The organism is Bombella saccharophila (genome assembly GCF_026385475.1).
Lineage (GTDB): Bacteria > Pseudomonadota > Alphaproteobacteria > Acetobacterales > Acetobacteraceae > Bombella > Bombella saccharophila.
In genome coordinates, this window is record NZ_JANIDW010000003.1 from 350,388 (window position 1) to 363,475 (window position 13,088).

Consider the following 13,088-nt stretch of genomic DNA (forward strand, 5'->3'; position numbering starts at 1 on the left):
TATGATTTATACTCACTATGAGCATAATAGGGGGCGCAATAGCTTCCTTGCAAGTGTTTTATAGGATTTTATGGTGTGATTAATGCGCTGCCTCTATGGGGAGGAAGGCCGACCCCAGGTAACAAGAGGCCATTGCCGCAGGGCGAAACTGGTAGAGCTTGGCGGGCCGTCCGGCAGTAAAACGCTCATAAGCTCCGGTTTCTTCCACGAGGTTTTGATGCAGCACAAGGCGGCGGAAGTTTGGCTTATGCATAAACCGGCCAGAGAGTGTTTCTATCGCTTGTTGGAGTTGTAAGAGTGTGAAGGCCTTAGGGAGGAGCTCAAACACTGCAGGGCTATAGCGGATGCGGGCGCGCAAGCGGGAAAGAGCCGTAGCGAGGAGGCGGCGATCATCCCCATGCGGTGTGGTGTGTGCTGTAGGGAGTGTGCGTGGCACAAGGCCGGATTCCCACAGCAGTTCGTAGCGTTCTAGGACGCGTGTATCATCCCAGGGCAGGTCATATAGACCAAAGGCGGGGGCGATGCGGCTTTGGCGGTCTGGGTGGTGTGTGGCCCATTGCTCAATAGCGGTGATGAATTGCGCAAGTTGAGCATTGCCCGTTTCACTCCGGCGGTCCTCCCACGGGAAATGTTGATAGAGGGAGCCGTGGCAGGCGTGGGGATGGCTGGGGCTGAGGGCGAGATAAGTAATGTGAATATGCGGTATCGCCCCCTGCATGGGAAAGGAGCTGAAGGTATAAAGCTGCTCCATATAGCCAATCGGGCAGTGTGTTAGGGTTTCTGCCCAATGGCATAGGCTTTGTTGGAGGGAGTGATGGCTTTCTTCAAAAGTGGGGGTGTTTTGGTCATGCCGTAATAATGCGACATGAGGGGCTTCATGGCCGAGGGTCATTAAAACGGTGATGAGATCAGTCGGGCAGAGGGTTTGGTATGTCATCAAGGGGTCGGGTCTAATTTGCGTAAATGCTCTGCGAGGGAATGTAGCCTCGTAGAGGAGGATGATAAACCAGGGGGTACGCCATGGTCGAGCGGGATACTCACAGTGAGCGGGCGGGTGGCTAAGGTTTCCATCCGCGGGCTGATCATGAGATTGTTACATAAAGAGCGTAAGCTCATCGGCACATTTTGTTGGAACCATTGGCTTTGCATCAATAAATGCAGCGGACTTTGCCAATTGGTCAGGCTGACAGATATGACCCCAGAGAATGAAGGAACATAGAGTGTCCCCCCAAGGGAGAGATGCGGGGGTGGGGTGTTTTGTTCACTAGCAGCGAGGGGGCGGAATGTCGCGCTGAGTTCATGCAAGCGTAAGCGGAGGAGCAAATTGGGCTGGGCTGTTGGGGAGGATGCGTGTGACGCAGCAGAATATAGGTTGGGTAAAAGGGCAAATTGAGTGCGTAAATGCGTGATGTCGAACTCTTTGAGCATAGTATCGGGGTAGGATAAATGCTCTGCTGTGATAGAGGCGGAGAGCAGGGCTCTATCTTGTAAAGCAGGGTCTGGCCTTACGAGGGATTGCGGGGCGAAGCGAATACTGCCTGTAGGGCGCGATAGGGTTACGGTATAAGGAAGATGCGAGGCGGCGATCTCTAATTGCGCTATATGAAAATAAGCGCGGTAGAGGGGCATTGTGTGGTTGTGGCAGCGCGCCGTTAAAGCAGGGCATGGCATCATGCTTTTACTGATGAGCAAGCGTGTTTTGTTAAGCCGTAACGTCAGGCTATTTCCATTACGTACGAGGCGTAGAATGGTGCTTTGTGGCATACGGAGGGGGAGTTTGGTTTGCGTGGTGATGGTCCGCGCCCAGTCTAGCCAATTGCCTCCGAGGATGAGGGTCGGGGTCGCCCCTACAACATCCGCCCCATTAAGATGAGTATGGAAGGAAACGCCAGAGAGCTCCCGCCACGCGCCAAAAGGCCAGCCCTTAGCACGGGAGAGGCGTATGTTTAGCGTAGGGTCTGGCCCGTCAGAGGGTAGGGATTGCACGGCAAGTTGGTCAAGCTGACGAGTCAGGACAGCCTGTGTGTGATGATATAACCCCCAAGACGCTGCAAGACCTAAGACAATGGCGCCGCATAAAAAACGGATAACACGATAAGGCGGCCATTTACGGCCTATTACTTTAAAATAAGAATACAAAGAAGGGGAGATACTCATTTGTCCCCAGCCTGTTTTCTAGCATCTATACAGTAATGCACCTGTTGTGGATGGCTGTGGGAAAAGAGGGAAAGAACCATAAATCCTGCAAAAAACGTTATATTTCATGGTGTTATGGTGGGTATCAGAGGCTCGTTTTTAAAGGAGCATTACTTTATTAAAGGAGATGATTACAGAGGGGCGTTTTTTACATCCACAGAGTTTTCCACAGGGCTTAGGGGAAGGTTATGCTCTTGGGAAAGGTGCGTCCATGCGTCTGTTATAGCTGGTATTAAAGCGCGCCCTGCCATTGTGGGGGAAAGAGGCGGGCCAATGATGACCTCCAACGTGCCGGGATATTTCCGCCATGGGGAGCGAGGCCAAAATAGGCCCGAATTCGTAACAACAGGGATGATAGGAGCTGTTGCTTGGCGGGCAAGAGCGACCACACCATTTTGGAGGGGGGCTGTCTGGCCGGGTTGGGTGCGTGTACCTTGGGGGAAGATGATAATCTGCCGCCCTGCTGTTTGGGCTTTGGCAACAGTCTCCATCATCCCACGCAGAGCTTTGGAGCCACCTGCGCGATTAACGGGGATCATCCCGCTCAACACAAGCATAGGGCCAACAAGGGGGATGGAGGTGAGCTCTTTTTTGATGACATAAGCAGGTAAGGGGACGAGATTCATCCACACAAATCCATCAAAGAAGGATTGATGCTGGGAGGCAATCAAAGCCGGGCCATCAGGCAGATTCTCTTGCCCTGTAATGACAATGCGGATGGAGCAAAGCCGCTCTAACCCCCATAGGACGGCACGCGACCATAGTTTTGCATAAGCAAGGGCCGCATCGCGCCGGTTGAGCAGGCGGATAGGGAAGGCCACAACCCCCATAAGGAGGGTGAGGACCAACAAATAGAGATTAAACAAAAAGCCGCGTAAGAAACTCATCATGAGTCCTGTTCATGACGTAGAATCTCCCTTTAGAGCAAGGGAAATATGCATCCCTCATCACGTAAGGAGCAGATTATGAAGGTGGGGGCGGGCGGAATCCTTCTTGGGCGTAGTCTGTTTGGCGTAAAATTATAACGCGGAGCAACGCCCCAATTAATTTGCCATATTGGTTCATCATGAGGAGAACCGTATGGAAATGCAATGGCGGACTCATTGCGGGGGGCTGCACCCAGTAAGGGGTTAAGCGTAATTGTGGGGCAATATCGTGGAACTCCAACAAAGAGCGGCGCATATGATAGCCCGCTGTGACGATGATGAGATGATGGAGATGCTTTTGTGCAGCCCATTGCGCTGTCTCCCACGCATTGCCAATGGTGGTTACCGCTTGGTGGCCTAGGCTGATATGCTGGGCTAAAGCAGGTGGGAGTGGCCCTGTCCCTGTGGCAGAGAGGATATGGCCTAGCTCCGTATGCGGTGAGACGCCTGAGATAAGCAGTAAGCGTTGTGGTTGTTGTTTAAGCAGCGCAATCCCGGCTTCAATACGGTTCTTTCCTCCCGTAAGGGCGACAATCCCGTCACAATCCGCAGGGATGTTTTGGAGGTCCGGCGGGGGGCGGAGTGCATCGGCACAAAAATAGACAAACCCGCCAATCAACACCCAGCTTACGATAGTGGCCACGGCAAAACAGCCGCGCCCTATTATGGCGAGGGCTTGCTTCATGATGTTGTGCGGTCCTGCATGCGGCAAAGCAGGTAAACGAGGCCCCCGCTAAGGCACATTATAAGGACCGGCAAAAGGGCTAGACTTCCCCATAATATAGGGGGAAGCAGGGTTGTAAAATGGAGTGGGTCTGTAAGGGGGGGCAGACGCAGGAGAGGGCGTAATGCCCTAGTGAGGGCTATGAAGGTCGGCAGGAGCAGGGCTATGCCTATGAGGCTCCCAAGACCGGAGATGAGGGCAAGACGCCGCGCAAATATATGATGCAGCGTGGTAGGATTACCGCCTAATGAGAGCAGCAAGAGGCGTTGTTGAGTATTAGCGAGAGCGGTCGTGCGTGCCATGAGGTATAATAAGGCTGGGGCGATTGTAAGGGCAATAGCGCCGCCCATAGCGAGCGCAATATGGCAAGCTGCTTGGCGGATATTTGCTAAAAATGGCGCGAGCTTTTCAAGTTGATGTGGTGGTGGGATGACCATCGCATCAGGCTCATAACGCTGCGCTAGTGTGGTGAGCGTGGCGATGTCCCCCCGATAATGGAGGGTGATGAGGGTAGGGAGCGGGCCGGGCCATGGTGTGGACCAATGAGCAAGTGTTTGTGCAACCTCTTGGTCTGAAAGACGTGTTACCTCTGTGCCGGGGAATGTGGCAGACACGGCATGTTGTAGCGCATCAATTTTGTCATTTTGTTGCGGTAAGGCGATGACGACATAAGATGTAGCTTGCTCTTCCCATTGGTGCGTTGCGCGGCTTGTTCCGTAAGGTAGAGCAAGGCTTAGGCCCAAAAGCCATGTAAGAAGGCATACACCAATCAGGAGCGACCAACTGCTTGGCCATGAGAGGGCACGGGCAAGACGTGTCATGAAAAGCGTCCTTCATAGGTAGGAGCCATGGGGGTAAGCGGGGCAAAGAGAGAGGGAGGTATTTCCTCTTTTTCGCCTTCTGTGGGGGCAGGGGGATTATAAGGCAAGGTGAGGGTAGCCTCTGGGAAGGAGACTTCTGGCGGGCGCGTGCGGATTGCAAAGAGGGCCGTTGCCCCGTTTTGGACGAGGTCTTTTATGGTGGATAAAAGATGTTCTCGTAGCTCTGGGCATAGGGTGAGCGCTGGTTCATCGACTAAAATCAAGGAAGGATGGGTAATTAAGGCACGCGCACATGCAGCGCGGAGGCGGGTTGTGTGGCTCAGTGTGGTTGGGAGGGCCTGTGCATGGTCTTGTATGCCGAACCATTGCAGAATTGCCTCCGTCTCGCGTTGGATTTCAGCATGTCGAAAATGGGCTAATTCTAGGGGGAGGGCGACATTATCGGCAAGGCTGAGGCGGTCCATAAAGAGGGGATTTGCATCAATATAGCCAATGCGCTGGCGTAAGCGTTGGCGCGTGCGGGCAGGAAAGCGCGGGCTTAGTGGCTCATTTAAAATAGTTGCAGAACCAGCAACAGGGCGGCGCAGGGCTAAGGTATCAAGCAAGGCTGTCTTGCCTGATTCAGCTGGCCCAACGACCCATAAAGCCTCCCCCCGTTGGAGCTGAAGGGAGAGGGATTGCATTCCCCCTTGTATGAGGGCCGGGCTTGCGGGGAGGGAGAGGTTATGGAGTGTAATCATACCTCATCCCACCCATGAAGCGAGGGCGATTGTATAACCCGCATGACAATGTAAAGCCTTAGAGACGCCGTGCTAACCATGCTGTTGCTGTGGAGGAGGCCGCTGCAAGGGCCATAAGCAATAGGCCATCCATAATCAGGCTATGTGGTGTGAAGAGATGCCCAGCAATGACGAGTTGGTTGGGAAGCGTGTGAGAAATATGGCTGACGATATCATGGGTTTGCGGGTCCTCGGTTAGGGAGCCGAGATTAGCACTGGCGAGAGCAATGAGATGCGGGATGAGCGACCAGCCCACACCAATGATGAGGAGGATAGGGGCAAAAAGTTCTGTCAATTGAATGAGGAAACTGAAGACGAAATGGAAGATTGCCCAGATCACGGTCAGTACAACACGGCCGAGGATAGGAAGGCCCCGCTGAGGGGTACGCGCATTAGCAGCAAGGCGGTCATGGCGTGGGGGGTGTAGTGGTGAGGGTGATGTATTCATGAATGTTTTGGACCTTCCATTAGGATAACCATGTGGATCATGACATAAAAGGGATGAGGCAGGACAGGTGCGTTATAATTGCCTCATTCTATCTTCTATGTCTGCACCTAGCTTCTAGAGAGGCGCAATGCAAATCTTACCCACTATGGATGAGAAAAATATCCGTATCCTTCTATTAGACCCGGCAGGGTCAGAGCAGAGTCGCGTTTATAATGTGTTGCGTGACAAGGGGATGGAGGTTGTCTGTCGTCAGGGGGCGGAAGCCATGCTGGAGGTTGTACAGCGCGTGGGGCGAGAGAAACGGATCGATATGGTTATCTGTTGTACATTGCAGCGTGGGATGAGTGCAGGCCAGTTTGTTCGTCGCGTAAAAGAGATTCCAGCGATGGAGGATGTCCCTGTTTTGATGCTGACAGATGATGCATCGCCTCGTGTGGAGTTGGATGGTTTTGAGAGTGGGGCTGATGCGTACCTCTCCAGTACGGCGCATGCTGATCTATTGGTCTTGCGGGTGCGTACACTTTTACATCTTGCTGAGGAGAAGCGGCACCTACACCCGCAATGGCAGGCAAAGCGGGCGCGTGTGGTCATTGTTCGTAAAGCGGATGATGAATTCTTGCAGAATTTTTGGAATGATCCTTCCATTCCTGAATTTAAGCATGAATGTGATGGTTCTGCGGAGGCAGAGACCCCGGAGTTGGGCGAGTTGTTGTGGCGTGATGGACATACAGTGACAACGGTTTTGCGCTCCAGCGAGCTTTTGGAAGGGGAATGGCTAACCGCACCTGATGGGCCAGATTGTATCGTTTTAGAGGATATGCGGGATAATGAGGAGGATATCGCTTTTTGTCACCTGCTAGAGCAGCGACGGCAAACATTACGTACGCAAGGGAATGTCCCATTTCGCATGTTAGGGATTATCCAAGCAAAACGCTTTCGTGGGGAATCGTGCGTGGCGTTTTTAGAGGCTGGATTAGAGGACCTCGTCCCAAGTGATATGCCGCCTGTTGTTTTAGCATTACGTATTCGCGCGATGGTGCGGCGGCGGCGGGAAAATGAAGCCTTTCGCCAGCGCGAGATGGAGCGTCAGCAATCAGCTTTGGCATTACGGGCTGCCCAAGCGCAAGCGTCTTTAGCGGAGGCTCTCGCTCAGGCGAATAGTGAATTAGCACAAATGAATGATGAGCTCGTACAAACACAAGCGCGTCTTGTTCAAACTGCTAAGATGGCATCTTTAGGGGAGTTGGTAGCGGGTATTGCTCATGAAATTAATAACCCGCTCGCTTTTACGCTTGCTCATGCTGAGACGGTGGAGCGGTGCCTTAAGCATTTGGAAGGGACCGAACAAAGTGACGGGCAATCTAACATTCAACGGATCCTCCATCGTTTAGAAGCTATGAAGACGGGTTTGGGGCGTATTCGTGACCTTGTGGTGCGGTTACGCCGTTTTTCTCGTTTAGAGGAGGGGCATTGGTGTCGGGTGGATGCTGAAGAGGCGATAGAGACAGGGCTTGCCTTAGTAAGACACAGGCTGGGTAAAACCATTACAGTGGATTGTCAGCTTGAGGCCCCTTTACAGCTAAATTGCCAAGAAACCTTATTTCATCAAGCGGTTATGAATCTGATTGCGAATGCGGCTGATGCGTTAAATGCACTAGATCGTAAAGGTTATCTAAATGGGCAGGGCTTAATTCGGATTAGAACAAGTCTGCATGATAATATTTATGAAATCATGGTGAGCGATAATGGTCCAGGAATCGAGGAGAGCGTTCGACCGTGGATTTTTGATCCGTTCTTTACCACAAAGGCACAAGGAGAGGGAACGGGGCTAGGATTATCCATTGTACACGGCATTGTGCAAGCCCATGGGGGGACAATTGATGTTATGGATACATATACAGTGGAGGAAAGTCAGCAGCGAGGCAAGGGAGGGCGTGGTGCCTGTTTTGTCATACGCTTGCCTGTGGAAGAAACGCCAGAGGGTTGGGCAGTACGAGAGCCGAAGAGCTGTAAGGTGTAGGGAAGCGAAGGAAAAGCATGACCAAGCTTCGTGATGTCGAAGAGCGGCCCCATGTTCTTCTAGTGGATGATGAGGAGGAGATTCTCGTCGCATTAGGAGATTTGTTGGAGGATAGCTGCACGTTATTGACGGTTACGAATCCCCGTGATGCTCTTGTGTTATTAGAGACGCATACGGAGATTTCCGTCATCATCTCCGACCAACGGATGCCGGGGATGACGGGTGATCAGTTTCTCCAGCGTGCGCGCGAGCTTTCCGATGCTCGGGCGATTTTGCTCACAGGCTATGCGGATTTAGATGCTGTAGTGGCGGCGCTCAATCACGGGCAGATTGTAGCGTATGTGCATAAACCGTGGGAGGCAGACCATGTATTAAGCTTGGTCCATGAGGCCCATAGGACGTGGCAGGCGCAACGCGCGTTAAAAACAGAACAAGCATTGCTACGAGGCTTGATGGATAGCCTGCCCTTTGGATTGGTGTTTTCGGATGCTGAAGGCCGCTGTATTCGGAGTAATCGTGAGTGCAGAAGTGATCAGGAGGTGGATCATTATCTGCCAGCACTACAGGCGGTTATTGCGCGTATGCGCGAGGCGGTGCAGCAAGAAGGTCAAGCTGAAGAGTTGTTGGAGGTCACAACTGAGGAGGGACAAACAGTTTGGCATGAGATTGCACGCATCGCTTTAAAATGGCCGGAAGGAGCCACAATGGCCGAAGCGTGGCAAGTGAGTATGGACCGCGACGTTACCCGTCGTGTTTTGATGGAGGCACGGCTTAATCAAGGGGAGCGTTTAGAGGCCCTAGGCCGTTTAGCGGGTGGGATGGCGCATGATTTTAATAATCTTCTCACCATTTTAACAAGTTGCTTGGATATGTTGGCAACACTCAAGCCAGCAGAGGAAATAGAGCAGACAGCACAACAAACTTGGTTAGAGCAAGCTCATGAGACCATAAAACGCGGGGAGAGTCTGACGCGGCGATTGCTTCAATTTGGTCGTGCGGGCAAGAGTGAGCGCGCGGTAAGGCCGTTTGATTGCGCGGCTTTTTTAAAAGAGCGGGCTAGTTTGTTCCGGCAGAGTTTTTATGGCACGAACCCAGCGATTCGCTTTGTGTTAGAACTCCCCAGCGACCCTCTACCGCCTGTCGTGACATGCCCAGAGCAGCTTGAGATGGCCTTGTTGAATTTATGCGTCAATGCACGGGATGCGATGCCCGCAGGGGGGATAGTGACTTTAGTTGCTCATAGAGTGGCTTATTCTTTGCCCGCGGCACCAGCGGATTGCGAGGCAGATCATGCTTTGGCATTAGAGATTCGTGATGAGGGAATAGGCATGAGCGAGGAGGTCCAACGCCATATTTTTGAGCCGTTTTTTACGACAAAACAGGCGGAAAAGGGGACTGGTCTTGGGCTGGCAGGGATTTATAGCTTCGTTTTAGCTCATCATGGTGATGTGAAAGTGGAAAGTGCGCCTGGGAAAGGGACGGTCATGCGTCTTTTGCTGCCTCTGTTGCAGGATTAAAGACATCCTACCAGCGGGGAAGAGGTTTCTATTTTACGAGAGCTGGGTATGATGTGCTTACTCATGACGCATTAGAGGGAATGAGAGGCATGGCCGATCAAACATCCTGTTTCGTCCAAGCGCAGGAAGATACTGCCACAGACGCTATTACAGCGATTGGGGATGAGTTAGCCCTTTTTGATGATTGGATGGAGCGCTATCAATATATTATTGAGTTGGGACGCAAAATTCCCCCGCTACCAGAAGAATGGCAAGATGAAGCGCATCGTATCCCAGGGTGTCAAAGTCAGGTTTGGTTAGAGGCGGAAGAACGAGAGGGGCTTTTGTTTTTTGCAGGGGCCTCTGATGCAGCGATTGTACAAGGTTTAGTAGCTTTATTATTGCGTGTTTATTCTGGCCGTACACGGGAGGAGATTTTAGCCACGTCTCCCACTTTTCTACATGATTTAGGCTTGGTGAAAGCTCTATCAGCCAATCGCGGTAATGGGGTAGAGGCCATGGCACAGGCTATTCGGCAGAGAGCGTCTGTGTGAGTTAGACGCGGTATATCCCGTAAAAAAAGCCCTTTGGAAAAGTCTTCCAAAGGGCTTTTTTATAAAGAGATAAAGTAAGAAAATTTACTGTGCTGTAGAATGCGCTGGCGCCATTGGCTCTGCTGCATTTGGGGCCGGCATATCGGACTTCATGGGATTAGCACTGTCTTTTGCAGCGTCGGCTGTGGCAGCGTTAGCTTTTTTATTTGCACATTTAGCGAACTGCCCTTTTTCGTTACGGCAAGGCTTTGCTTTGGGCTTCTCGCATTTAGCAAACTGGCCTTTTTCATTACGGCAGGGATGTGCCTTCCCGTGTGGGGCAGCAGCAAAAGCGGCTTGGCTTGTTAGGGCACTGGCGATAAGGGCGAAAGTAGCCATACGGCGGAAGGTCATGAGAGCATTTCCTTTAATAAAGGGGGTGGGAATGTTTGTTCGTACTTTATACAAAACTGCAAAAAGGTGATAGTGACGTCTATGTTATTTTTCAATAATTAAGATGGTTTATTACTGTCTGTTAGTCTTTTCTTTAAAATCTTGTTCTTCCTATAAAAGAAGGGAGGCTCCAGGTAAGGAACCTCCCTTCTTTTGTGTAATAACAATCTATATCAGATCATTATTTTTTAATGTCTTTCTCTGGCAGAGCATAGGCGATGAGGTAATCGCCCATTTTGCTGAGGAAAGACCCATGCCCACCAGCATAAGTGACGATATATTGCCGCCCATTAATACTGTAGGTCATTGGGGAGGATTGTGCCCCAGCAGGGAGGCGATCCTTCCAAATGACATGGCCTGTCGTCATGTCATACGCACGGATGTAGTAATCCTGCGAGGAGGTTAAGAAGGCCAGATTCCCCGCTGTAGCGAGTGGCCCACCTAAGCTTGGGACACCAATTTTGATAGGTGGCAGTGGCATGGGCAGAGCGGAGCCATGTAAGGAATCTCGCAATGTCCCGTTACGATGCTGCCAGACAACCTTGTTTGTCCGTAGGTCGATACCAGCAACTTCACCCCACGGTGGCGTGCGGCAAGGAATGGGCAGACCAAGCTTCAGCAAAAGCGGATCCAAGAAGGGGTGGAGGTTAATAGCGTAGGGGATGCCATAATTGGGCTGAACACCCGTCTCACCACCGCTGCCACCTTTTTGATTCGGCTCTGGCCAACGGGGATTCCCCGGCCCACGAGGCACCAAGGTGGAGACAAATGGAATAGAGATGGGGTTTGTGAAAGCCACCTCACGCCGTGGGTCCACAGCTAAGCCGCCCCATTCAAACATCCCTAAGTCGCCAGGGAAAACCAGCGTACCTTGGGTGGATGGTGGTGTGTATGGTCCTTCATAGCGGAGGCTATGGAAGTAAATACTACATACCATTTGGTCAAGGATCGTAGCCCCCCAAATATCTCGGTCAGAGAGAGGGTTTTTAGGCCGTAAGCTTAGCTCAGAATGAGGCTGTGTTGGGCTTGTATAATCGCCCGTTGCAGCGCCACCTGGGGCTGGTTTTTCAGGCGCAGGGACAATAGGTGTGCCGGTACGACGGTCTAGGACAAAAATATCACCACTTTTGGTAGGGACATAGATGGCCGGGACGAGGGTACCGTCTTTTTGTGTGACATCCACCAGGTTGGGTTGGGCAGAGACGTCCATATCCCAAAGGTCATGATGAACGGTTTGATAGGACCAAACCAACTTCCCTGTATCTGCATTAAGAGCAATGATGCCCGGCGGATAACGCTCAGCATCTTTATCGCGATACCCACCCCATTGGTCAGGTGTGCCAACCCCCATGGGGATGTACACCATGTTCAACGCCTTGTCGTAAGAAGATACGGACCAAGAGTTAGGGGAGTTGGGATGAAAATGCGGATGCTCTTCACTAGGCATTTCGTTCGGGTCAGGATTGGCGGCATCAAATACCCACACCAATTTTCCTGTATAAACATCGTACGCGCGCGTTGCCCCAGAGGGTTGATGGACAGAGCCATTATCCCGCACGGCACTGTTGACGATGATCAGCTTATCCGTAACGACTGGCGGAGAGGTCGGAGCGTATTCCCCAACAGTTGTGTAGGGTTGGTGGGAGAAGCGGAGATCCACTTGCCCATCTTGCCCAAAACCCTGGCAGACCTGCCCAGTCTGAGCGTCAATTTCGATAATGCGACCATCATTAACCATAGCGATAATGCGTTTTGCACAATCGGTTGTTGTGACGGGCTGACCATCGCTATTGAGGGCATTGGCGGGTGTTGTATGCGCACTCACCCCACGGCATGTTAGATGCTGGAAGGTCGGGTTGACGTTAATTTTGGGATCGAACACCCATTTCGTTTTCCCTGTTACAGCATCAACAGCAAAGACCTTTTGATGCAGGGAGCAAAAATAGAGCGTGTTGTCGAACTCAAGCGGCGTGGCTTCATTGGTTGCCTCGCCCGGATCGCGGGATTTATCAAGGAGATCGCCCGTGCGCATGACCCATGCGACTTTGAGCTTATTAACATTATGGATGTTAATTTGATCCAGCGGTGACCAATGATTGCCATCTTGCGTACGTGCGTAAGCGGGCCAGTCATTATCAGGAATATTTTCCGGATTGGCCGGGTTAGCATTAACCTGCTCGGTAGGGAGGGAGCCGCTGATATTGTGCGGGTCCATAAAGGCGGAGACAATCAATGCTAAGGCTGCAAGGACAACACCGAGGCCAAGCGGGCCTGTTGCGAAGTGATTAGCCGCTAATGGACGCCGAACGAAGGGCAGTAGCAGCACAATACCGATGATGAGAACAACATCAAGGCGGGGTACTAAGCTCCAGAAGTCGAGCCCAACAACGCACAGCGCCCAGATAATGCTACCGAGTAGTACGACGGCATAAATAGCAAGGGCAATGGGATGTCGTTTGAAGAGATAGATTGCGCTAAGCAGAATGCCTAGCCCACTGAGAAGATAGTAAAGGGGACCACCTATGCAGAGAGAATAAATTCCCCCAGCAATCAGCAGTAGGCCGACGATTGCCATCGCAATGGCAACCAGACGGGACCAGATTCCCCCCGCGTGGGACATGGAGGACATGCAGAAGCCTCAGTAATTGTTAATGGTTGTTTGACCGTGTAGCATGGTCCTTGTTGCTTTGTC

12 protein-coding genes are annotated in these 13,088 nt (G+C 51.9%); 3 read left to right on the forward strand and 9 right to left on the reverse strand.

Annotated features, from left to right (window positions below; translation table 11 throughout):
* Positions 1-79: 79 nt before the first annotated feature.
* From NQF64_RS07720 to NQF64_RS07750, 7 genes are all read right to left on the reverse strand, one after another.
* Positions 80-937 carry an NUDIX hydrolase gene (locus NQF64_RS07720; protein ID WP_155573584.1) on the reverse strand — a complete coding sequence of 286 codons (858 nt, stop codon included), beginning with the start codon at positions 935-937 and terminating at the stop codon, positions 80-82.
* The gene (locus tag NQF64_RS07725; protein ID WP_266106984.1) at positions 937-2,157 is read right to left on the reverse strand and encodes a hypothetical protein; all 1,221 of its coding nucleotides are present in this window, start codon (positions 2,155-2,157) and stop codon (positions 937-939) included. Before NQF64_RS07725 ends, NQF64_RS07720 begins: the two co-directional genes overlap by 1 nt.
* 170 nt (positions 2,158-2,327) lie before the next feature.
* Positions 2,328-3,083 (reverse strand): lysophospholipid acyltransferase family protein, encoded by a 756-nt coding sequence (locus tag NQF64_RS07730; RefSeq protein WP_266107020.1) that lies wholly within the window; start codon positions 3,081-3,083, stop codon positions 2,328-2,330.
* A 76-nt stretch (positions 3,084-3,159) separates the two neighbouring features.
* Positions 3,160-3,807 carry a YdcF family protein gene (locus tag NQF64_RS07735; protein ID WP_266106985.1) on the reverse strand — a complete coding sequence of 216 codons (648 nt, stop codon included), beginning with the start codon at positions 3,805-3,807 and terminating at the stop codon, positions 3,160-3,162.
* Positions 3,804-4,667: a hypothetical protein gene (locus NQF64_RS07740; RefSeq protein ID WP_266106986.1), complete on the reverse strand. Its 864-nt coding sequence runs from the start codon at positions 4,665-4,667 to the stop codon at positions 3,804-3,806. The genes NQF64_RS07735 and NQF64_RS07740 overlap by 4 nt, the downstream gene beginning before the upstream one ends.
* On the reverse strand, positions 4,664-5,407 hold the full coding sequence (locus NQF64_RS07745; protein WP_266106987.1) for an ATP-binding cassette domain-containing protein: 744 nt from the start codon (positions 5,405-5,407) through the stop codon (positions 4,664-4,666). The genes NQF64_RS07740 and NQF64_RS07745 overlap by 4 nt, the downstream gene beginning before the upstream one ends.
* Positions 5,408-5,465: 58 nt before the next feature.
* A complete protein-coding gene (locus NQF64_RS07750) occupies positions 5,466-5,894 on the reverse strand; it encodes a hypothetical protein (RefSeq protein WP_266106988.1) in 429 nt (142 codons plus the stop codon).
* A gap of 127 nt (positions 5,895-6,021) precedes the next feature.
* Between NQF64_RS07750 and NQF64_RS07755 the strand changes: the two genes are divergently transcribed.
* From NQF64_RS07755 to NQF64_RS07765, 3 genes are all read left to right on the forward strand, one after another.
* Positions 6,022-7,914 carry a hybrid sensor histidine kinase/response regulator gene (locus NQF64_RS07755; protein ID WP_266106989.1) on the forward strand — a complete coding sequence of 631 codons (1,893 nt, stop codon included), beginning with the start codon at positions 6,022-6,024 and terminating at the stop codon, positions 7,912-7,914.
* A 17-nt stretch (positions 7,915-7,931) separates the two neighbouring features.
* Complete coding sequence (locus NQF64_RS07760; protein WP_099026760.1) at positions 7,932-9,431, forward strand: ATP-binding response regulator; 1,500 nt, start codon at positions 7,932-7,934, stop codon at positions 9,429-9,431.
* A gap of 89 nt (positions 9,432-9,520) precedes the next feature.
* Entirely contained in the window at positions 9,521-9,964 is a 444-nt protein-coding gene (locus NQF64_RS07765) for a SufE family protein (protein WP_266106990.1), read from the forward strand.
* Positions 9,965-10,048: 84 nt separating this feature from the next.
* On the opposite strand, the gene NQF64_RS07770 is transcribed toward NQF64_RS07765, so the two are convergent.
* Together NQF64_RS07770 and NQF64_RS07775 are read right to left on the reverse strand one after the other, a co-directional pair.
* On the reverse strand, positions 10,049-10,357 hold the full coding sequence (locus NQF64_RS07770; RefSeq protein ID WP_099026758.1) for a hypothetical protein: 309 nt from the start codon (positions 10,355-10,357) through the stop codon (positions 10,049-10,051).
* A gap of 220 nt (positions 10,358-10,577) precedes the next feature.
* Positions 10,578-13,025: a membrane-bound PQQ-dependent dehydrogenase, glucose/quinate/shikimate family gene (locus tag NQF64_RS07775; protein WP_266106991.1), complete on the reverse strand. Its 2,448-nt coding sequence runs from the start codon at positions 13,023-13,025 to the stop codon at positions 10,578-10,580.
* Positions 13,026-13,088: the final 63 nt, after the last annotated feature.